This window comes from Aeromicrobium panaciterrae, from assembly GCF_031457275.1.
GTDB lineage: Bacteria > Actinomycetota > Actinomycetes > Propionibacteriales > Nocardioidaceae > Aeromicrobium > Aeromicrobium panaciterrae_A.
The window spans coordinates 1229256-1248902 of record NZ_JAVDWH010000001.1 but is presented as its reverse complement, the minus strand read 5'-3'; the positions used below and the strand labels follow the sequence as shown (position 1 = coordinate 1248902).

Sequence of the window (19647 nt, the reverse complement as noted above, 5' to 3'; positions counted from 1 at the left end):
CACTCCCCGCAGGCCTAGACTCGGATGCATGGTCAATCTGACACGGATCTACACGCGTACGGGTGACGATGGCACGACCAACCTCGGCGACATGAGCAAAACGTCCAAGCTCGACCTGAGGCTCGCCGCGTACGCCGATGTCGACGAGGCCAACAGCCAGATCGGTCTGGCGATTGCCCTCGGCGGGCTCGAGGATGACGTCATCAAGGTCCTGACCCACGTACAGAACGACATGTTTGATGTCGGCGCTGACTTGTCGTGCCCTGTCGTGGAGAACCCCGAATATCCGCCGTTGCGAGTCGAGCCCGACTACATCGACCGCCTCGAAGGCTGGTGCGACCACTACAACGAGAAGCTGCCCAAGCTGCGTTCGTTCATCCTGCGCGGCGGTACTCCCTCAGCGGCAGCCGTTCACGTCGCGTGCACCGTCGTACGACGAGCAGAGCGCTCGGCTTGGGCTGCGCTTGAAGAGCATGGCGACACCATGAACGTGCTGACCGCGAAGTACCTCAACCGCCTCAGCGATCTGCTGTTCATCCTGGGTCGCTACGCGAACCGAGAAGACGGAGACGTCCTCTGGGTTCCGGGTGGCGAACGGGGCTAATCAGTCCCAGTCGATGGCGCGGTTTGTCGCGCCACCCGGAGCGGGCTTCGGTGCATCCCAGTCGATGACCTGGACGACCTTGGGCGCGTGCGGACGCTTGGCGGCGGAGGCAGCCGGAGCGACACCCACCACAAGCAGAACCGACGCACATACAGCGGCAAGAGAGCGCTTGAACAACGAGAACACCAACTTCGTCAGGGGCCGTCGGGCTTCGGGCAATGCCCGAGTCTTGATTCTCGTACGGCGAGGCAACAGCGTCAACCGTCAGACCACGTTGTTGACGCGCTGACCGGGTGGAGCTGACTCCAGCCAGGACAGGAGGCCGGTCAGGGCGTTGGCACTCATCGCGAACTGTCGTACGCCGGCGGTGTTCTCCGCTCCGACGATCAGATGACCGTCGTGCAACGCGTGCACTTCATCGCCGTCAGGTTCGCGACGTCCCTCGATCTGTACGTCACCGCGCTCAAACCGATAGCGCGGACGCAGCGAAAGAGAGAAGGTTCGAAACCACTCGAGGTGGTTCTCGCGGTAGACGGCAAGACCCAGGGTCCAACCCTTGGAAATGCCGGCGACATTGCGGTTGATGCTCATGTCGAACGTGCCACCCGAGCGGGCAAGCACGCGCCGCCGAACCATCAACCCAACCAGCGGCACCAGGAACAGCAGGACGACGAGCACGAGGGAGTCGACGAGCCACAACCAAAATGGCATCGCGAGCTCCCTCCTGACGTCAGGACGTCTTGTCGACCAGGCTCAATTTCGCCTCGGCTCGCAGGATAGCGGTCGCGTCTTCGTCGGCTTCCGCCGCTTCGAGCTCTGCGCGCGCAGCCGCAACGTCGATTTCGTCAGCGAGGAACGCGTCTTCGCTCAGAATCGACACACGGTTGTTGGCGACGGAGATGAATCCCTCGGCCACGGCAGCCTTGATCGGGTCCTCACCTTCGAGTGGTGTGATCACGACAACGCCGGGTACGAGCAACGACAGCAGCGGAGCGTGGTCAGCCAGCACGCCGAGGTCACCCTCGACGGTGCGGGCCAACACCTCACTGGCCTGGCCGGACCACACAACGCGGTCGGCCGAGACCAGCTCGATCTGCAAAGGATCTGCCATCAGAGGCTCTTCTGGATTTCTTCCCACTTCTTGTCGACGTCTTCGAGACCGCCGCACATGAAGAAGGCCTGCTCAGCAACGTGGTCGTAGTCGCCGTCGCAGATCTTGGTGAAGCCGTCGATCGTCTCGTCGATGGAGACGGTCGAGCCTTCGATACCGGTGAACTGCTTGGCCACGTACGTGTTCTGCGACAGGAAGCGCTGGATACGACGGGCGCGACCCACGAGGGTCTTGTCCTCTTCGCTGAGCTCGTCAACACCGAGGATCGCGATGATGTCCTGAAGCTCCTTGTTGCGCTGCAGGATGCTCTTGACGCGGTTGGCGGTGTTGTAGTGATCAGCGCTGATGTAACGCGGGTCGAGGATTCGTGACGTCGACGTCAGCGGGTTCACGGCCGGGTAGATGCCCATCGAGGCAATCTCTCGGTCGAGTTCCGTGGTGGCGTCGAGGTGCGCGAACGTCGTGGCAGGAGCCGGGTCGGTGTAGTCATCGGCCGGAACGTAGATCGCCTGGAGCGACGTGATCGAGTGACCACGCGTCGAGGTGATGCGCTCCTGGAGCACGCCCATCTCGTCAGCCAGCGTCGGCTGGTAACCCACGGCCGACGGCATACGGCCGAGCAGCGTGGACACCTCCGAACCTGCCTGGGTGAAACGGAAGATGTTGTCAATGAACAGCAGCACGTCCTGGTTCTGAACATCGCGGAAGTACTCCGCCATGGTCAGCGCCGACAGTGCGACACGAAGACGCGCTCCCGGCGGCTCATCCATCTGACCGAAGACGAGTGCGGTCTGTCCGAGGACGCCGGCCTCTTCCATTTCGGCGATGAGGTCGTTGCCCTCACGCGTACGCTCACCGACGCCGGCGAACACTGACACACCACCGTGGTCGCGAGCGACTCGGGCGATCATTTCCTGGATCAGAACGGTCTTGCCGACACCGGCACCACCGAAGAGGCCGATCTTTCCGCCGAGCACGTACGGCGTCAGGAGGTCGATGACCTTGATGCCGGTCTGGAACATCTCAGTCTTGGACTCAAGCTGGTCGAACGCAGGAGCCTTGCCGTGGATGCCGCGGCGCTCCTTGACCTCCCACTTCTCGCCCTCTTTGAGGTTCATGACGTCACCCGTGGTGTTGAACACCTTGCCGAGCGTCTGGTCGCCAACGGGGACCGAGATGGGCCCACCAGTGTTGGTGACCGTGGCGCCGCGGACGATGCCGTCGGTCGGGCGGAGGCTGATGGCTCGCACCATGCCGTCACCGATGTGGAGCGCGACCTCGAGGGTCAGCGTCTCCTTGACGCCGGCGACCTCAGTGTCCACCTTGAGCATGTTGTACATCTCGGGGATGGCATCGCTGGGGAACTCGATGTCGAGCACCGGGCCGATGACGCGAGCAACACGGCCGGTGGCCAGGTTGGATGCCGCGTCGTCGGTCTTCTTGGCGGGAGCCTTCTTGGCTGCGGTCTTCTTGGCGGTTGGCATATCTCTCACTCACTCCCAGCGGTGGCGTCGGCAAGCGCGTTGGCGCCACCTACGATCTCGCTGATCTCCTGGGTAATCCCGGCCTGTCGGGCCTGGTTGGCGATTCGGGTGTACTTCTGGATCAGATCGTCTGCGTTGTCAGTTGCGGACTTCATCGCCTTCTGGCGGGCAGCCAGTTCGGACGCTGCAGCCTGCAGCAAGCAGTAGTAGATGCGACTCTGAACGTATTTGGGCAGCAGGGCATCGAGCACCTCGCTGGCGGACGGCTCGAATTCGTACAGCGGCAGGACTTCACCCTCGGGCGGAGCCTCAGTGCCCTCGACAACCTCGAGCGGGAGCAGGCGAATGACGTCCGGCTCCTGCACCAGCATCGACTTGAACCGGGTGAACACGATGTGAAGCTCGTCGACAACGCGGTCAGCATCGACCTTGTCCTCGTCGTCCTCGTCTACGTGGAACGTACGGACCAGGGTCGCGCCGATCTCACGTGCGTTGTCATATTCGGGCTTGTCGGAGAATCCGGTCCAGGACTGGATGAACTCACGCTGGCGGAAGTTGTAGTAGGCCTCTGCCTTGCGTCCTGCGAGGTAGAGATCGACATCCTTGCCCTCGGAGTGAAGCTTCTCAACGAGACGCTCCGCTTCCTTGAGCACTGACGACGAGTAGGCGCCGGCGAGTCCACGGTCGCTGGAAATGACCAGCACCGCGGCCTTCGTCGGGTTCTCCTTCTCGGTCGTCAACGGGTGGTCGACGTTCGAGAAGGTAGCCACTGCCGACACGGCACGGGTCAGCTCACGGGCATACGGAGCTGCTGCTGCCGCGTGCTGCTGCGCCTTGATGATCCGGGACGCAGCAATGAGCTCCATGGCGCGCGTGATCTTCTTCATCGACGTCGTCGACTTGATCTTCGCGCGCAGTTCGCGCACTGATGCTGCCATGCGTCAGCTCCGCTTCTGCTTGACGATCTGCTCCTGCTCGACATCTTCGTCGGCAAGGGCTTCGTGCTCTTCGTGGCCGGCCTTGATCGAGTGTCCATCGCTGGTCTCGAACTGGTCGAGGAACGACTCGTACGCCTTCTCAAGCGCCTGCTCGTTCTCGTCTTCGAACTTGCCCGACTCCCGGATCGCGGCGAGCACGTCACCGTGCGAGCGCGACAGGTAGTCGAGGAACTCCGACTCGAAGCGGCTGACGTCGCTGACCGGCACGTTGTCGATCTTGCCGGTCGTGGCGGCCCAGATCGAGACGACCTGGTTCTCAACCGGGAACGGTGCGTACTGGCCCTGCTTGAACAGCTCCATGATGCGCTGACCACGAGCAAGCTGCTGCTTGGACGCGGCGTCGAGGTCAGAAGCGAACATGGCGAACGCTTCCATCGCGCGGTACTGCGCGAGCTCAACCTTGAGCGAACCGGTAACCGCCTTCATCGACTTGTTCATCGCGGCACCACCGACTCGCGACACCGAGATACCGACGTCGACGGCGGGGCGCTGGTTGGCGTTGAACAGGTCGGACTGCAGGAAGATCTGGCCGTCCGTGATCGAGATGACGTTGGTCGGGATGTAGGCCGACACGTCGTTGGCCTTGGTCTCGACGATCGGCAGACCCGTCATCGAGCCAGCACCGAGCTCATCGCTGAGCTTGGCGCAACGCTCGAGCAACCGCGAGTGCAGGTAGAACACGTCGCCGGGGTATGCCTCGCGGCCCGGCGGGCGGCGGAGCAGCAGCGAAACGGCGCGGTATGCCTCAGCCTGCTTCGACAGGTCGTCAAAGATGATCAGAACGTGCTTGCCGGCGTACATCCACTCCTGGCCGATGGCCGAGCCGGTGTACGGGGCGAGGTACTTGAAGCCAGCCGAGTCGGAGGCAGGAGCGGCGACGATCGTCGTGTACTCCAGCGCGCCGGCCTCTTCGAGCGAGCCGCGTACGGCTGCGATCGTCGAGCCCTTCTGACCGATACCGACGTAGATGCAGCGAACCTGCTTGTCCGGATCGCCTGACTCCCAGAAGTCCTTCTGGTTGATGATCGTGTCGATCGCGATGGCGGTCTTGCCGGTCTGACGGTCACCGATGATCAGCTGACGCTGACCGCGGCCGATGGGCGTCAGCGAGTCGATCGCCTTGAGGCCGGTCATCAGCGGCTCGTGAACGCTCTTGCGCTGCATGACGTTGGGGGCCTGCAGTTCGAGCGCACGACGCTTGTCGGTCTTGATCTCGCCGAGGCCGTCGATCGGGTTGCCCAGCGGGTCGCACACGCGACCGAGGTAGGCGTCGCCAACGGGAACGGAGAGGACCTCGCCGGTACGGCGTACCTTCTGGCCTTCTTCGATGCCGGAGAACTCACCCAGGATGACGACACCGATTTCGCGGACGTCAAGGTTGAGCGCGAGGCCGAGCGTGCCGTCCTCGAACTCAAGGAGCTCGTTGGCCATGGCCGACGGGAGACCTTCGACGCGTGCGATGCCGTCGCCGGCCTCGGACACGATGCCGATCTCGTCGGTCGCCGCAGCGCTCGGGGTGTAGTCGGCCACGAACTTCTGCAACGCGTCGCGGATCTCGTCCGGACGGATGGTGAGTTCCGCCATGTGGGTGCCTACCTTCTTGTGGAGTCGTGCGGGGTTCTGGAGATTACGTTTTTGAAGATTGATTTGTGTGGTGCTGGTCAGCCTGCGATGAGCCGTCGGGCGTCTTCGAGTCGGCTGGATACGGAGCCATCGATCACGTCACCGCCGACGGAGACACGGATGCCTCCGACAAGGTCGGGATCGATGACGGTGTTGAGGTGGAATTCGCGGTCGTAACGCTTGGCGAGTGCGGCCGCGATGCGGTCGAGCTCTGCGTCAGTCAGCGGGTACGTCGAGCGGACCTCGGCGAGCAGGCGGTTGCGGCGATCGGCGACCTCGTCAGCGAAGGTCGCGAGGACCTTCTCGAACGAAGCGGTACGTGCCGCGGCTGCCTGGCGTACGAGGGCGACCGTCGGTGCGGTGACTTTGCCTTCGAAGATCGAGTTGACGAGCTCGGCCTTGGCCGAAGCAGCAGTCGTACGATCCGTCAGCGCAGCGCGGAGATCACTGTCAGCGACGACGATGTTGCCGACGTCGAACAGCTCGCTCTCCATTGCCTCAAGCTGGCCATCCTTCTCGGCGGCTGCGACGTGAGCCGCAACGCCGGAGATCTCCAGGCCATCCGTCAGGTCGCGGCTTGATGCCCAACGACCATTGGCAGCGACCGTGAGGATCGCCAACGTTCCCGTGCTGACCTTGTCGCCGAGCACCTGCTTGAGCAGACCGACGCGGGCGTCGGGCTCGGTGGCGGGGTCCGTGAGGATCCGTCGAAGTGACGGCGTCGCGTCGAGCAACGCGGTGACGGAGAAGAGCTCGTCACCGATGTCAGAAGTGCCGGAGCCTTCGACGGCTGCCAGGACCTCTTCGAGCGTTGCTGCAGATACGCCGCGCATCAGTTCGAAGACTCCTCGAGCTCGGCGATGAACCGCTCAACCGTGCGCTTCTGGCGTGCTTCGTCGTCGAGTGACTCTCCGACGATGCGGCCAGCGAGCTGGGTCGCGATGGAGCCGACCTCACCCTTGAGCTGAGCCAGAGCCTGCGAGCGCTCGGCTTCGATCTGTGCGTGAGCGTGCGTCGTGATGCGGTCAGCTTCGGACTGTGCCTGCTGACGCATCTCGGCGATGATCTGCGCGCCCTGCTCCTTGGCTTCCTCACGGATGCGAGCGGCTTCCTGCCGTGCGTCAGCAATCTGCGCGCGGTAGGACTCCTTCTCAGCCTCGGCGTCCGACTTTGCCTTTTCGGCATCGGCGAACTGCTGGCGAATGTTCTCCTGGCGGTCCGTCAGTCCCTTGTTGACCGGCGGGATGACGTACTTGGCCAGGATGAACAGCAGGATCGCGAACGCAAGAATCTCAAAGAGGATCGTGCCGTTCGGGACGAGGAAGTTACTCTCGGCCGACGTTGTTTCGGGCATCACTGATGTTCCCGTCTGCTCAGAGGTGCTGCACTCGTCACTTGCCGAGGACGAATACGAACAGCGCCATGAAGGCAAGGTTGATGAAGTATGCGGCTTCTGCCAGACCGACGGTCAGGAAGAAGATCGTCATGAGGCGGCTCTGGGCCTCCGGCTGACGAGCGACGCCCTGGATCGTGGCGCTACCGGCCAGACCGTCACCGATGGCCGCACCGACGGCGCCGCCACCGAGGGCGAGTCCGCCTCCGATGAATGCTCCGGCAGTCTTGATTGCGCTGTCGAGGTTTGCTGCGTCCGTTGCCATGTTTCTCCTTGGCTCTCACGGGCGGTGGTCCCGCTCGTGATGTTCGTGGATGTTGCTATTGCTATTTAGGTATGGGGTGAAGCTCAGGCCGCGACGGCCACTTTTTCTTCGGCCTTCTTGGCCTTCTTTTTCTTCTTCTCTTTTGGCTCGTCGTGGTGCTCGTCGTCTCCGCCGTGGCTCACAGCGAATCCGAAGTAGAGGATCGTCAACAGGGTGAAGATGAACGCCTGGATGCCGCCGATCGCCATGCCGAAGATCTTCCAGAGGACTTCGGGGATCCAGGCACCGTAGTTGGGGATCAGGCCGATCAGGCTGAGGATGATGCCGCCGGCGAAGATGTTGCCGAAGAGTCGCAGTGCGAGGCTGAACGGCTTGACGATCTCTTCGATCAGGTGCAGCGGCGAGAGGAACGGCTTGAGGTAGTGACGAAGACCGACCTCACGGATGCCGAAGGTGTGCACGGCGATGATGACGACGAGCGCGAGGCCGTAAGTCATGTTGGTGTCGGCGGCCGGCGGCGGGAGCTTGTGCCCCGTCGGGATGGCTTCGAACCAGTTGCCGATCAGGATGAAGAGGAACAGCGCTACGCCGAGCGGGACGATGAACGGGTTGAGCCGTCCGATGCTGCTGAGCGTGAGGCCCTGAACCCACTCAACGAGTGACTCCCAGAGCAGCTGAATCTTGCCGGGGACGCCGTCGGTCACCGAGCGGCGAAGCAGGAAACCGAAGATCAGCACGACTACGCCGGCGACGGCCGTCGACAGCATGGTGTCGGAGTTGAACGTCAGTCCGAGCCACTCGAAGGTCGTGTGGTGACCGGCTTCGATCTCGGTCTCGGTTGCGAGTCCAGCAGCTACAAGGCTCATGCCTTCTCCTCGATTGGCTCGTTCAATTCCTTGCGCACCTCTCGGAGAAGCGGGATACCCGTGAAGACCAGGGCGATCAAGTGGAAAATGGCCAGTCCGAACAGTACGGCTGCACCGTGGGGCCAGAAGACGAGGGCGATCACTACGGCGATGCCGGAGATGCCGAGCAGGCGTACGGCCGAACCAGCGGCGTACTGCTTGCGGGTCGGCAACTCGCCGCCTTCGACCTGGCGAAGTAGGAAGTGCTCGGTGAGCAGGTGGTTGATCGCGCCGAGGACGATGCCGATCGCGAGGAACATGCCGCCGCGCCACTCGCCGAGGGGAACACTGATCCAGACGGAGGCAACAACCAGGCAGCCGGCAGTGATGAGCGCGCGCTTCTGGTTGCGGATGGAGCGGACGATGGACGGAGTCGTGGTCATCGTGTCCAGCTCCTCTCTGTCATCTGTCCCTCATGTGCGGAGGAACGATCTGATCTGCAGCCAAGCGCTGACGAAAGCGGTGACCATGCCGAGTCCGATGCCCGAAAGGACGAAGACCGGCGAGGTGTTCCAGTGTTGATCAGCGAGCCATCCGAGAACGAGGCCACCGACGATGTTGCCAACGAAAACCATTCCGAGACCGACGAGTCGCCAGACTCCAAGTGAGGCCGCGTCGGGAGAACCGTCGAGTGCTTCATCGTTCATCGTTGGTCGTCATTTTCGGCGGCCATCCTCGGTGGTTCGGGGTCACGAGCAAGGCTCGCAATCTGTTCGTGAAAGTTATCACGAGCGTCAAAGGCGCTCCAACTTGGGTAACCCCTAAGACCAGACCTTCTCGTCGAGCTTGGGGAGTACGAAAACTGCTGCCGCTGTGAGCACGGCGAGGACTCCGAATCCGACGATCGACTGCCATCCGCTGAACAAGCTGATCACAACGCTGCCGAACGCCACCAGCCCGGCTCCCGCGTACATCAGCAGCACTGCACGTCGGTGGGAGTGGCCGATCTCGAGTAGCCGGTGATGGATGTGCATCTTGTCCGGGCTGAAAGGGGACCTTCCGGCCCGCGTACGTCGGACCACGGCGAGGCCGAGGTCGATGAACGGCACCAGCAGGATCGTGAACGGGAGGATCAGCGGGAGCAGAGCCGGCAGGAAACTCGCCTCCGCGCCACCAACACCCTCGGTCAGGCTCGTCGCCGGGAACTGGCCGGTCAGACTGATCGAGGAGCAGGCGAGCACGAACCCGATCAGCATCGACCCCGAGTCGCCGATGAACATTCGGGCTGGGAAGAAGTTGTGCGGGAGGATGCCGATGCAGGCACCCGCCAGAGCCGCCGTCAGCAGGGCCGCGGCAATCGCGCGGGTCTCCCCGTTCTCGACCGCGAGGATGAACGCGTACGCGAAGAACGCCACAGCACCGATCGCGACGATGCCGGCGGCCAAACCGTCGAGACCGTCGACGAAGTTAACCGCATTTGCCGTGCCGACAATCAGGATGACCGTGAAGATCATGGCCTGGATTTGGTCGAGGCCGAGGTAGTTGCCATAGAGCGGCAGGTAGAAGAACTGCACGCCCTGGGTCACGACGATGATCGCGGCGAGCACCTGCCCGGCGAACTTGCTGAGTGCGTCGAGCTCGTACAGGTCGTCGATGATGCCGACCAAGCAGATGACGGCGCCGCCGAGCAATACTCCGCGCACGGGACCGAACACGGTCGAGTCGGCGAGCGACAGGAACGGCAGATGCATTGAGACGAGATAGGCCGACAGCAATCCGCCGAACATCGCGGGACCGCCGAAGTAGGGCGTCGGGATCGCGTGCACGTCACGGTCACGCACTCGCGCAACGGCGCCGAAGCGTACGGCGAGCTGGCGCGCGATTGATGCCAGGAGATAGGTGACTCCCAGGGAGATGCCGAAGACGACGAGATACTCGCGCATGGGTCAGCTGACCTCGTCCGCTGGCTCGATCGTGTTGTTGTACGCGTGCAGCATCTCGAGGGTGACTCCCCCGGCTCGCAGGATGCGCGGGGTTGACCCGGTGGCGTCAAGGATCGTCGATGGCACGCCAGACGCTGATGGACCGCCATCGAGATAGACCGCGACTTTGGCGCCGAGCATCTCCTCAGCCTCTTCGATCGTCTGAGCGGCTGGCTGGCTGGTGATGTTGGCACTGCTGACAGCGAGCGGCCCGGTCTGTTTGAGAAGCGCGAGGGCGCGTTCGTCGTCAGGCATTCGTACGGCAACGGTGTTGTGAGTCTCGCCGAGATCCCAGGTCAGCGATGACTGCTGCTTGAGGATCACGGTCAGCGGCCCTGGCCACAGCTCGTCGACCGCTGCTCGGAGCCAGGACGGTACCTCGGCGGCAAGCGCATCGAGCGTCGTGGGCGCACCGACCAGCACCGGCGGCGGCATCTGACGGCTACGACCCTTCGCATCCAGCAGGGACTGCACGGCGTGCGGAGAGAAGGCGTCGGCAGCGAGTCCGTAGACCGTGTCGGTCGGCAGGACGACGAGATTGCCGGAGTCGAGAGCGGTCTTGGCGGCCTTGAGTCCCTTGTCGAACTCTTCGGGCACAGCGCAGTCGAACTTCACGGAGTCATCCTAGGTGGAGCTAGAACCAGCTGATGCCGTGGAGGACAAAGGCGATCGCCAAGAACTGCAGCAGTCGTCCGATGAACACCATCGACAGGAACAGCCACTGAGGCTGTCGCGACGCTCCGGCAAGGATCGTCACGATCGCCAGCGGTGGGATACCGGTCAGAGACGACGCGAACGCCGTGATCGCACCCGCGTACGGGCGGTCGAGCAACGTCAGCAGCCAGTCGCTCAGCCGGCGTACCTGGGCGAACAGCTTGTTGCGAGGGGGCTTTCGCTCGACTGACGACCGGATCTTGCGGCTTCCGGTACGGGCGAGCTGGAAGACGAAGGCCTTGCCGATCACCGTGGCAATGACCAGGCACACGATGGCGAGCACGAGGGTCACTCGGCTGTCGACTGTGGCGCCGAGGCTGCCGACGAACAACTCCGCATTGATGAAGATCGGGAGCAGTGCAGACCCGATGCCTACGGCGAACGCGGCTCCAAAGAGTGCAAGGTCGCCGCCCATAAGGGCTTCAGCCTAGACGACCTCAGTTGGCGGGTTTGGTAGCCGTCACGAAGCGTGGCCGGCGCGCCAGATCGAGGTTGTCGCGCACGCTGGTCCAGCGCGGCACGAAGACCTCCGGAGCGGACTCCCCCTGTGCGTCAGCATGCTCGGCACCGACGACTCCCCCAGGCTTGAGGAGGCGCCAGGCGGTCTGCTCGAGCACGCGCATCGCGTCGAGTCCGTCATCGCCTGACCACAGCGCGAGCGACGGGTCGTGATCGCGTACCTCTGGGGCAACGCTTTCCCACGCATCAAGCGGGATGTAGGGCGGGTTGGCAACGACGATGTCGACCGTCCCGTCAAGGTCCGAGAAGGCGTCAGCCATGTCGCCGAGCCGGAGATCGACACCAGTTCCGTCAAGGTTGCGTTGTGCCCATTCGTACGCGGGCTCGTCGAGCTCGACAGCGTGGACCCGTGCGCTCGGCACCTCGTGCACGACCGATAGCGAGATCGCACCTGAGCCTGCGCACAGTTCAACCACCACTGGGTCGGTGAGTGTCTTGGCGTGGTCGATCGCCCAACCAGCGAGCATCTCGGTCTCGGGGCGCGGCACGAAGACGCCGGGTCCGACCTCAAGATCGACGTACCTGAAAGCAGCCGAGCCGGTCAGGTGTTGCAGGGGAATGCGAGAGGCGCGCGCCTCGATCAGCTTGAGGAACGCATCCTTCTGGATGCCATCGGGCCTCGCCCTGGTGACCAGTGACATGCGAGGTATGCCGGTGACATGGCTGAGCAGCGACTCGGCGTCATGCCGCGCCGACTCGACGCCAGCTGCTTCGAGAATCCCCGTCGCCTCGGCGAGCAACCGCTCGGCCTGCGTACGTACTGCGCTCATTCTCCGGCTTCGACCGCATCGAGGCGGGCGGCCAGGTCGGCCTCGACGAGCGAGGTGATGACGTCGTCGAGCGCGCCGTCCATCACCTGGTCGAGGTTGTAGGCCTTGAACCCCGTGCGGTGATCCGAGAGCCGGTTTTCGGGGAAGTTGTAGGTGCGGATGCGCTCGGAACGGTCGACAGTACGGATCTGCGACTTGCGAGCGTCTGATGCCTCGGCATCGGCAGCAGCCTGAGCAGCTTCGAGCAGTCGGGCGCGCAGGATGCGCATGGCCTGCTCACGGTTCTGCAGCTGACTCTTCTCGTTCTGACAGCTCGCGACGATGCCGGTCGGAACGTGGGTGATGCGCACGGCCGAGTCGGTCGTGTTGACGCTCTGGCCGCCTGGGCCCGACGAGCGGTAGACGTCGATGCGCAGGTCGTTGTCGTTGATCTCGACGTCAATGTCCTCGGCCTCGGGCATGACGAGCACGCCGGCAGCGGACGTATGGATGCGGCCTTGCGACTCTGTCACCGGCACGCGCTGCACACGGTGCACCCCACCCTCGAACTTGAGCTGCGCATACGGCGCCATGCCTGGTTCGGGAGTACCCGATGCCTTCACCGCCATCGTCACGGACTTGTAGCCGCCCAACGCTGACTCAGTCGAGTCGAGAATCTCGGTCTTCCAGCCACGCTGCTCGGCGAAGCGCGAGTACATACGCTGCAGGTCGCCTGCGAACAGAGCTGACTCTTCTCCGCCCTCGCCGCCCTTGATCTCCATGAGGACGTCCTTGGAGTCGGCGGGGTCGCGCGGTACGAGCAGTCTCTGAAGGCGCTCGCCGAGCTCAGCGATACGTGGCTCGAGAGCTTCGATCTCCGCAGCAAAACTGGGATCCTCGGCGGCGAATTCACGCGCAGCTTCAAGATCTCCTGTTGCCTGCTGGTAGTCGCGGTAGGTCTTCACGATCGCGCTGACCTCGGCGTACCGCTGACCAAGCTTCTTGGCCAGACCCGGATCGGAGTGCACGGCGGGATCGGACATCTTGCGCTCGAGCTCAGCATGCTCAGTAACGAGCGTCTCAACGGCTTCAAACATCACGCACTCCTCTCGCAGTCAGGAAGATGTAACAACAGCGCCGACCCGAGCCTTTGCAGGCTGGGGTCGGCGCTGGAACGTTGCTACTTCTTGGCGTAGCGCTTCTCGAAGCGGGCCACGCGTCCACCGGTGTCGAGGATCTTCTGCTTGCCCGTGTAGAACGGGTGGCAGGCCGAGCAGACATCGGCGCGCAGAACGCCCTCAGGCGCAGTGCTCTTGGTCGTGAACGAGTTGCCGCAGGTGCAGGTGACCTGGGTCTCGACGTAATCGGGGTGAATGCCTTGCTTCATGGTGTCCTCTCGCGGCGGCTGGGTCGTTTCGCTGAATGCGATCCGTGAACCAGCACCAAGGGTCAATTGTGCCAGTTGGCATACGTACAACGCCAATCCGGGCTCAGCCATTCCCTGCGTTACTCAGGCAGGAGCGCTTCGATGTCGCTCTTGATGTCTTCGGGAGCAGTCGTCGAGCTGTAGCGCTTGACCACATTGCCCTCGGTGTCGACCAGGAACTTGGTGAAGTTCCACTTGATCGCGCTCGGGCCAACGCCGCCCTTTTCCTTCTTCAGCCACTTGTAAAGCGGGTGGGCGTCCTTGCCGTTGACCTGGATCTCCGAGAACAGCGGGAACGTCACGCCATAGTTCTTCTCGCAAAACGCGCCGGTCTCGGCGTCGTCTCCGGGGTTCTGGCCGGCGAACTGATCACAGGGGAAGCCGAGGACGACGAGACCACGATCTACGTACTCCTGGTAGACCCTCTCGAGCCCCTTGAACTGAGGAGTGAGGCCGCAGTGGGTAGCAACATTGACGACCAGCAAGACCTTGCCTTTGTAGTCAGACAGCAGTTGCTCAGTTCCGTCGATGGCGTTGGCGGAGAAGTCGTGCGCAGTAGTCATGCGTCCAGACTAGTAGGCCGTTCAACTACCGCTCACCCAGACAGCACAAAGCCCGGCACCCATCAGGATGCCGGGCCTCGCGATTGACTCAGTTGCCGTTGGTGCTGTCCGGCATCGTCTTGTTGATCTCCATCAGGAACTCGACGTTGCTCTGCGTCTTCTTGAGCTTGCCGAGAATGAGCTCGAGGCCCTGCTGGCCTTCGAGGCCCGAGAGCACTCGACGCAGCTTCCATACGACAGCGAGCTCGTCCTTGCCCATGAGCAGCTCTTCGCGACGCGTGCTCGACGCGTCAACGTCGACGGCCGGGAAGATGCGCTTGTCGGCGAAGTCGCGGCGCAGACGGAGCTCCCAGTTGCCGGTGCCCTTGAACTCTTCGAAGATGACCTCGTCCATACGCGAACCGGTCTCGACCAACGCGGTGGCGAGGATCGTCAGCGAACCGCCGTCTTCGATGTTGCGAGCAGCGCCGAAGAACTTCTTGGGCGGGTAGAGCGCCGACGAGTCGACACCACCCGACATGATGCGTCCGCTTGTCGGAGCAGCGAGGTTGTAGGCGCGGCCGAGACGCGTGATGCCGTCGAGCAGCAGTACGACATCGTGACCCAGCTCGACGAGACGCTTGGCGCGCTCGATGGCGAGCTCGGCGACCATCGTGTGATCTGTTGCCGGACGGTCGAAGGTCGACGCGATGACTTCACCCTTGACGGTCCGCTGGAAGTCAGTGACTTCTTCGGGACGCTCGTCGACGAGGACGATCATCAGGTGGACCTCGGGGTTGTTCTCGGTGATCGCGTTGGCAACCTGCTGCATGATCATCGTCTTGCCAGCCTTGGGCGGCGAGACGATCAGGCCGCGCTGGCCTTTGCCGATCGGGGCAACGAGGTCAACGACGCGTCCGGTGATGCCGCCGGCTTCACCCTCGAGGCGCAGGCGCTCCGACGGGTAGAGCGGGGTGAGCTTGGAGAACTCCACGCGCTTGTTGCTGTCGTCGAGCGTCATCCCGTTGACCGAGTCAATCTTGACCATCGGGTTGAACTTTTCCTTGCGCTCGCCCTCACGGGGCTGGCGTACCTGGCCGATGACAGCGTCACCGCGACGGAGTCCCCACTTGCGGACCATCGTCAGTGAGACATAGACGTCGTTCTCGCTCGGCAGGTAGCCCGTCGTACGAACGAACGCGTAGTTGTCGAGGATGTCGAGGATGCCCGCAGCGGGCACGAGGATGTCGTCCTCGGTGAAGGTCGGCTCGGCTTCCATGCCGCCACGTCCGCCGTTGCGGTTGCGTCCGCGGCGGTTGCGACGACGACCTGCGCCGAACTCGTCGTCCTCGTCCTCGGGGCCCTGGTTGCGGTTCTGGTTCTGGTTCTGGTTCTGGTTGCCGCCACCCTGGTTGTTCTGGTTGCGATTGTTCTGCTGGTTGCCGCCACCCTGATTGTTCTGGTTGCGGTTGCTCTGCTGGTTGCCGCCACCCTGGTTGTTCTGGTTGCGATTGTTCTGGTTGCGGTTGCGGTTGTTGCCGCCATCGCTGTCAGAATCGTCCTTGGACTCGTCGTCCTTCTTGGGTGCGTCGGCCTTCGGCTCGGACGCATCGCTCTTGGGAGCGGAGTCTGCCTTCTCGGCCTTTGCCGGGGCGTCCGCCTTCTCGGCCTTGGCTGGGGCGTTCTCGCCGCGAGCCGTCTTGATGGCGTCAATGAGGGCGCCCTTGCGCATGCCGGGCGCGCCGTCGATACCGAGTCCGCCAGCAATGTCCTGCAGCTCGGCGAGCACCTTGCCGCCCAGTCCTCCCCCGGACTTCTTGGGGGTTTCGGTAGCTGCGTCAACAGCGATGGGGTCAGGTGTCGTGGATGTTTCTGTCACGTAGGTTCCTTTGAATGAGGCCACTGGCCAAGTAACTGGAGATTCCAGATCACATAAAAGGCTTGCCCGTATCCGACGGGCTTCTTAAATGGCTTGCCGGGGAGTATGAACTCGACTCCGACTCATCCACCATAACACCATCAGGTCGCCCAGCATTCCTGCTGGGTTCATGTCACAACGACGTGTGCGCCCTCAAGATCGACGTCCAGTTCGTGCAGTGCCCAGCCTTCCGGAAGGCGGTCGCCGAGCCCTCTGGCGAAGGCCAGAACAGTTGGCCCAGCACCCGAAATCGTGGCGGCAATACCGTCAGCTCGCAGGCTCGACATCAGGTCGTACGAGTCCGACATCGCGCTCGCTCGGTAGGACTGGTGGAGCCTGTCCTCGGTTGCCGCGAGAAGCAAATGGGGTGCGCCGGTCAGCGCGCGTACGAGCAATGCAGCTCGACCAGCATTGGCCGAAGCATCGGCGTGCGAGACCGTCTCGGGGAGCAGTCCGCGAGCCTTCTCGGTCGACACCGCTTCAGACGGGATGAACACAGTCACCTCGACTGCTGAATCGAGTCGTTCTACCTGTGCGGCCTCGCCTTCGAGCCAGGCGATCGTCAGCCCACCGAACATCGCCGCAGCGACATTGTCGGGATGACCTTCGAGGTCAGCCGCGAGCTGGAATGCAGCAGCGCCGTCCAGTCCGTCTCCGTCGACCAGCGCATTTGCCAGGGTGATGCCCGCAACAATTGCAGCCGCCGAGGAACCCAGCCCACGTCCATGCGGAATCGCATTGATGCAGCTGAGTCGCAGTCCGGAAGGTCGCTCACCCAGCAGGTCGAACGCGGCATACATCGCTCGTACGATCAGGTGCGTTTCGTCCTTGGGTACGCCGTCGCTTCCTTCGCCGACGACGTCGATTTCCAGGCCGGAAGACAGCACCTCGGCGGTGACATCGTCGTACAGCGAGAGGGCGAGTCCGAGCGCGTCGAAGCCGGGACCGAGGTTGGCACTTGAAGCCGGGGTACGTACGGTGACCGGCCCGGCGATGAAGCTCACGCGAGGCCCGCAGCGGCTGCCGCGGCGTCGACGTCGGCCTCGATAACTGCGTCGACGATGGAGCCAATGCCCGACAGTGCGGTGTCGACATCCTTCAAGCCGTGGCCGGTGACGGTGACGGCAATCGTCTGCCCAGGCTCAACCTGACCCGCCGAGGCGGCAGCAACGAGTCCCGCGACGCCGGCTGCTGAGGCAGGTTCGACGAACACTCCATCGTGCGAGGCGAGGTCACGCTGGGCCTGAAGGATCTGCTCGTCGCTGACCGAGTCGATACGTCCACCCGACTCGTCACGTGCCGCAGTAGCGAGGTGCCACGAAGCCGGATTGCCGATGCGGATCGCAGTTGCCAAAGTCTCGGGGTGCTGGATCGGAGCGCCCTGGACGATCGGGTCTGCGCCCTGCGCCTGGAAGCCCCACATCAGTGGAGTCTTGGTGGCGATGCCCGCATCGGCGTATTCGCGATAGCCGATCCAGTAAGCCGAGATGTTGCCCGCGTTGCCGACCGGAAGCACGTGCATGTCCGGAGTCGCGCCGAGCGCGTCAACGATTTCGAAGGCAGCGGTCTTCTGGCCCTGAAGGCGTACGGGGTTGACCGAGTTGACCAGTGCGACGGGGTACTTGTCCGCGAGGCCGCGTGAGAGCTGCAGACACTCATCGAAGCCGCCCTTGACCTGGATGATTTCGGCACCGTGCATGACGGCCTGGGCCATCTTGCCCGCGGCGATCTTGCCGTGCGGGACCAGGACGATCGGCGTGATGCCAGCCCGAGCGGCGTAGGCAGCCATCGAGGCAGAAGTGTTGCCGGTCGACGCGCACACGACGGCCTTGGCGCCTTCACCGACGGCGACCGAGATCGCCAGCGTCATACCGCGATCCTTGAACGACCCCGTGGGGTTGTCACCCTCGACCTTGAGCCACACGTCGCCGTGCACCAGACCTGACAACCAGGCCGAGTGCACCAGCGGAGTGCCGCCTTCACGGAGCGTGATGACCGGGGTGTCAGCGGTGACCGGAAGCCACTCGCGATATTCCTCGATCACGCCTCGCCACAGGTGAGCCATCAGAATCCTCCCTCGACGCGCATGACAGACGAGACATCGCGGACCATGTCCATCTCACGCAGCGCGGCGACGGTCGCTGAGAGCGCAGCGTCGTCAGCTTCGTGGGTGACGATGACCAGCTGCGCATCGAGGCCGGAGCCTTCCTGGCGCACAGTTCGGATCGATACGTCGAACTCGGCAAAGGCGTGAGCCACAGCCGCGAGCACGCCCGGACGGTCGTCGACGTCAATGGCCACGTGATAGCGCGTACGAGCCCGACCGATGTCGAGTACCTCGAGCTGCGCGTGGGTCGATTCACCCGGGCCGAACACGTCATTGCGACGGTTGCGGGCGACCGAGACGACGTCACCGAGCACAGCACTTGCCGTTGGGGCACCGCCGGCACCCGGACCGTAGAACATGAGCTGACCCGCGGACTCGCTCTCGACGAACACCGCGTTGTAGGCGCCACGAACACTGGCCAGCGGGTGGGACAGCGGGATCATCGCGGGGTGTACGCGCGCCGAGACGGCAGGACCGTCTGGGGTGTCACGCTTCTCGCAAATCGCGAGCAGCTTGACGACGCAGCCCATTTCGCTGGCAGAGCGGATGTCGGCAGCACTGACTTCGGTGATGCCTTCGCGGTGGACGTCACCGAGGGTCATACGAGTATGGAATGCGAGTCCCGACAGGATCGCCGCTTTGGCTGCCGCATCGAATCCCTCGATGTCTGCAGTCGGATCGGCCTCGGCATAGCCGAGCCGCTGCGCCTCGTCGAGCGCCTCGGAGAATCCAGTGCCATTGGTGGTCATGGCGTCGAGGATGAAGTTGGTGGTTCCGTTGACGATGCCGAGCACGCGCTCGACTGAGTCGCCTGCGAGTGACTCGCGCAGTGGGCGCACGATCGGAATGGCGCCAGCCACGGCGGCCTCGAAGTAAAGGTCGCGCTCAGCCTTCTCAGCGGCCTCGAACAGGGTCGCGCCGTCCTCGGCGAGAAGCGCCTTGTTGGCGGTGACCACAGATGCGCCGTTGTCGAGGGCGGACAGGATCAGCTCGCGAGCGGGCTCGATGCCACCGATCACCTCAATGACGACGTCGATGTCACCACGACTCACCAATCCCGCGGCGTCCGTCGTGAAGAGGTCAGCCGGCACATCGAGGTCGCGTTCGCGACCAAGCCGACGTACGGCAATGCCCACCAGCTCGAGCGGAGCACCCACGCGCTGTGCCAGCTCCTCGGCGTCTCGCGTCATCAGGCGCGCGACTTCGCTACCCACGACACCGCAGCCCAGCAGGGCAACGCGAAGTGGGCGGCCGGCAGACCACGATGAGGCGTTCACTGGTCAAGGGTATCGGCGCACGACTTTCGGCGCGCCACTCCCCGAATAGATGGACAGTGACGTGCCTCGCGATCGGGTAACTCGACCGCT

General features: G+C 63.5%; 24 protein-coding genes. 1 reads left to right on the top strand and 23 read right to left on the bottom strand.

Annotation, left to right across the window (positions count from 1 at the left end):
* The first annotated feature begins 28 nt into the window (after positions 1–28).
* On the top strand, positions 29–604 hold the full coding sequence (locus J2X11_RS06565; RefSeq protein WP_309968272.1) for a cob(I)yrinic acid a,c-diamide adenosyltransferase: 576 nt from the start codon (positions 29–31) through the stop codon (positions 602–604).
* On the opposite strand, the gene J2X11_RS06560 is transcribed toward J2X11_RS06565, so the two are convergent.
* The 23 genes from J2X11_RS06560 to J2X11_RS06450 form a co-directional block, all read right to left on the bottom strand.
* Positions 605–823: a hypothetical protein gene (locus tag J2X11_RS06560; protein WP_309968269.1), complete on the bottom strand. Its 219-nt coding sequence runs from the start codon at positions 821–823 to the stop codon at positions 605–607. It lies immediately after the preceding gene.
* Between the two features lie 45 nt (positions 824–868).
* Positions 869–1315, bottom strand: coding sequence for a DUF2550 domain-containing protein (locus tag J2X11_RS06555; protein WP_309968266.1), 447 nt, complete (start codon positions 1313–1315; stop codon positions 869–871).
* 19 nt (positions 1316–1334) lie between these two features.
* Positions 1335–1715 carry a F0F1 ATP synthase subunit epsilon gene (locus tag J2X11_RS06550; RefSeq protein ID WP_309968263.1) on the bottom strand — a complete coding sequence of 127 codons (381 nt, stop codon included), beginning with the start codon at positions 1713–1715 and terminating at the stop codon, positions 1335–1337.
* The gene (atpD, locus tag J2X11_RS06545; protein WP_309968260.1) at positions 1715–3199 is read right to left on the bottom strand and encodes a F0F1 ATP synthase subunit beta; all 1485 of its coding nucleotides are present in this window, start codon (positions 3197–3199) and stop codon (positions 1715–1717) included. Before atpD ends, J2X11_RS06550 begins: the two co-directional genes overlap by 1 nt.
* 5 nt (positions 3200–3204) lie before the next feature.
* Positions 3205–4137 (bottom strand): F0F1 ATP synthase subunit gamma, encoded by a 933-nt coding sequence (locus J2X11_RS06540; RefSeq protein ID WP_309968257.1) that lies wholly within the window; start codon positions 4135–4137, stop codon positions 3205–3207.
* A 3-nt stretch (positions 4138–4140) separates the two neighbouring features.
* Complete coding sequence (atpA, locus tag J2X11_RS06535) at positions 4141–5781, bottom strand: F0F1 ATP synthase subunit alpha (protein ID WP_309968254.1); 1641 nt, start codon at positions 5779–5781, stop codon at positions 4141–4143.
* A 77-nt stretch (positions 5782–5858) separates the two neighbouring features.
* Entirely contained in the window at positions 5859–6653 is a 795-nt protein-coding gene (locus J2X11_RS06530) for a F0F1 ATP synthase subunit delta (protein ID WP_309968250.1), read from the bottom strand.
* Positions 6653–7174 carry a F0F1 ATP synthase subunit B gene (locus tag J2X11_RS06525; protein ID WP_309968246.1) on the bottom strand — a complete coding sequence of 174 codons (522 nt, stop codon included), beginning with the start codon at positions 7172–7174 and terminating at the stop codon, positions 6653–6655. Before J2X11_RS06525 ends, J2X11_RS06530 begins: the two co-directional genes overlap by 1 nt.
* A gap of 37 nt (positions 7175–7211) precedes the next feature.
* Complete coding sequence (locus J2X11_RS06520; RefSeq protein ID WP_309968243.1) at positions 7212–7478, bottom strand: F0F1 ATP synthase subunit C; 267 nt, start codon at positions 7476–7478, stop codon at positions 7212–7214.
* A gap of 83 nt (positions 7479–7561) precedes the next feature.
* Positions 7562–8344 carry a F0F1 ATP synthase subunit A gene (gene atpB, locus J2X11_RS06515; RefSeq protein WP_309968241.1) on the bottom strand — a complete coding sequence of 261 codons (783 nt, stop codon included), beginning with the start codon at positions 8342–8344 and terminating at the stop codon, positions 7562–7564.
* Positions 8341–8766, bottom strand: coding sequence for a hypothetical protein (locus J2X11_RS06510; RefSeq protein ID WP_309968238.1), 426 nt, complete (start codon positions 8764–8766; stop codon positions 8341–8343). Before J2X11_RS06510 ends, atpB begins: the two co-directional genes overlap by 4 nt.
* A 30-nt stretch (positions 8767–8796) precedes the next feature.
* A complete protein-coding gene (locus J2X11_RS06505) occupies positions 8797–9030 on the bottom strand; it encodes an AtpZ/AtpI family protein (protein WP_309968235.1) in 234 nt (77 codons plus the stop codon).
* Positions 9031–9144: 114 nt separating this feature from the next.
* Positions 9145–10266, bottom strand: a complete 1122-nt coding sequence (locus J2X11_RS06500) for a glycosyltransferase family 4 protein (protein WP_309968232.1) — start codon at positions 10264–10266, stop codon at positions 9145–9147.
* Between the two features lie 3 nt (positions 10267–10269).
* Entirely contained in the window at positions 10270–10920 is a 651-nt protein-coding gene (locus J2X11_RS06495; protein ID WP_309968229.1) for an L-threonylcarbamoyladenylate synthase, read from the bottom strand.
* A gap of 19 nt (positions 10921–10939) precedes the next feature.
* Positions 10940–11434, bottom strand: a complete 495-nt coding sequence (locus tag J2X11_RS06490) for a VTT domain-containing protein (RefSeq protein ID WP_309968226.1) — start codon at positions 11432–11434, stop codon at positions 10940–10942.
* 22 nt (positions 11435–11456) lie between these two features.
* Complete coding sequence (gene prmC, locus J2X11_RS06485) at positions 11457–12308, bottom strand: peptide chain release factor N(5)-glutamine methyltransferase (RefSeq protein ID WP_309968223.1); 852 nt, start codon at positions 12306–12308, stop codon at positions 11457–11459.
* Positions 12305–13384, bottom strand: coding sequence for a peptide chain release factor 1 (prfA, locus tag J2X11_RS06480; RefSeq protein WP_309968221.1), 1080 nt, complete (start codon positions 13382–13384; stop codon positions 12305–12307). The genes prmC and prfA overlap by 4 nt, the downstream gene beginning before the upstream one ends.
* Before the next feature lie 83 nt (positions 13385–13467).
* Entirely contained in the window at positions 13468–13674 is a 207-nt protein-coding gene (gene rpmE, locus J2X11_RS06475; RefSeq protein ID WP_309968218.1) for a 50S ribosomal protein L31, read from the bottom strand.
* 119 nt (positions 13675–13793) lie between these two features.
* The gene (locus J2X11_RS06470; protein ID WP_309968215.1) at positions 13794–14276 is read right to left on the bottom strand and encodes a glutathione peroxidase; all 483 of its coding nucleotides are present in this window, start codon (positions 14274–14276) and stop codon (positions 13794–13796) included.
* An 88-nt stretch (positions 14277–14364) separates the two neighbouring features.
* Positions 14365–16134 carry a transcription termination factor Rho gene (gene rho, locus J2X11_RS06465; protein WP_309968212.1) on the bottom strand — a complete coding sequence of 590 codons (1770 nt, stop codon included), beginning with the start codon at positions 16132–16134 and terminating at the stop codon, positions 14365–14367.
* A gap of 167 nt (positions 16135–16301) precedes the next feature.
* A complete protein-coding gene (thrB, locus tag J2X11_RS06460; RefSeq protein WP_309968209.1) occupies positions 16302–17177 on the bottom strand; it encodes a homoserine kinase in 876 nt (291 codons plus the stop codon).
* Entirely contained in the window at positions 17174–18238 is a 1065-nt protein-coding gene (gene thrC, locus J2X11_RS06455; protein WP_309968207.1) for a threonine synthase, read from the bottom strand. The genes thrB and thrC overlap by 4 nt, the downstream gene beginning before the upstream one ends.
* The gene (locus J2X11_RS06450; RefSeq protein ID WP_309968203.1) at positions 18238–19557 is read right to left on the bottom strand and encodes a homoserine dehydrogenase; all 1320 of its coding nucleotides are present in this window, start codon (positions 19555–19557) and stop codon (positions 18238–18240) included. The genes thrC and J2X11_RS06450 overlap by 1 nt, the downstream gene beginning before the upstream one ends.
* Positions 19558–19647 lie beyond the last annotated feature (90 nt).

Excerpts from the sequence above, each read along its gene's own strand:
- J2X11_RS06565 (WP_309968272.1), top strand. The coding sequence starts at position 29 with ATGGTCAATCTGACACGGATCTACACGCGTACGGGTGACGATGGCACG.
- J2X11_RS06555 (WP_309968266.1), bottom strand. The coding sequence starts at position 1,315 with ATGCCATTTTGGTTGTGGCTCGTCGACTCCCTCGTGCTCGTCGTCCTG.
- J2X11_RS06550 (WP_309968263.1), bottom strand. The coding sequence starts at position 1,715 with ATGGCAGATCCTTTGCAGATCGAGCTGGTCTCGGCCGACCGCGTTGTG.
- atpD (WP_309968260.1), bottom strand. The coding sequence starts at position 3,199 with ATGCCAACCGCCAAGAAGACCGCAGCCAAGAAGGCTCCCGCCAAGAAG.
- J2X11_RS06540 (WP_309968257.1), bottom strand. The coding sequence starts at position 4,137 with ATGGCAGCATCAGTGCGCGAACTGCGCGCGAAGATCAAGTCGACGACG.
- atpA (WP_309968254.1), bottom strand. The coding sequence starts at position 5,781 with ATGGCGGAACTCACCATCCGTCCGGACGAGATCCGCGACGCGTTGCAG.
- J2X11_RS06530 (WP_309968250.1), bottom strand. The coding sequence starts at position 6,653 with ATGCGCGGCGTATCTGCAGCAACGCTCGAAGAGGTCCTGGCAGCCGTC.
- J2X11_RS06525 (WP_309968246.1), bottom strand. The coding sequence starts at position 7,174 with ATGCCCGAAACAACGTCGGCCGAGAGTAACTTCCTCGTCCCGAACGGC.
- J2X11_RS06520 (WP_309968243.1), bottom strand. The coding sequence starts at position 7,478 with ATGGCAACGGACGCAGCAAACCTCGACAGCGCAATCAAGACTGCCGGA.
- atpB (WP_309968241.1), bottom strand. The coding sequence starts at position 8,344 with ATGAGCCTTGTAGCTGCTGGACTCGCAACCGAGACCGAGATCGAAGCC.
- J2X11_RS06510 (WP_309968238.1), bottom strand. The coding sequence starts at position 8,766 with ATGACCACGACTCCGTCCATCGTCCGCTCCATCCGCAACCAGAAGCGC.
- J2X11_RS06505 (WP_309968235.1), bottom strand. The coding sequence starts at position 9,030 with ATGAACGATGAAGCACTCGACGGTTCTCCCGACGCGGCCTCACTTGGA.
- J2X11_RS06500 (WP_309968232.1), bottom strand. The coding sequence starts at position 10,266 with ATGCGCGAGTATCTCGTCGTCTTCGGCATCTCCCTGGGAGTCACCTAT.
- J2X11_RS06490 (WP_309968226.1), bottom strand. The coding sequence starts at position 11,434 with ATGGGCGGCGACCTTGCACTCTTTGGAGCCGCGTTCGCCGTAGGCATC.
- prmC (WP_309968223.1), bottom strand. The coding sequence starts at position 12,308 with ATGAGCGCAGTACGTACGCAGGCCGAGCGGTTGCTCGCCGAGGCGACG.
- prfA (WP_309968221.1), bottom strand. The coding sequence starts at position 13,384 with ATGTTTGAAGCCGTTGAGACGCTCGTTACTGAGCATGCTGAGCTCGAG.
- rpmE (WP_309968218.1), bottom strand. The coding sequence starts at position 13,674 with ATGAAGCAAGGCATTCACCCCGATTACGTCGAGACCCAGGTCACCTGC.
- J2X11_RS06470 (WP_309968215.1), bottom strand. The coding sequence starts at position 14,276 with ATGACTACTGCGCACGACTTCTCCGCCAACGCCATCGACGGAACTGAG.
- thrC (WP_309968207.1), bottom strand. The coding sequence starts at position 18,238 with ATGGCTCACCTGTGGCGAGGCGTGATCGAGGAATATCGCGAGTGGCTT.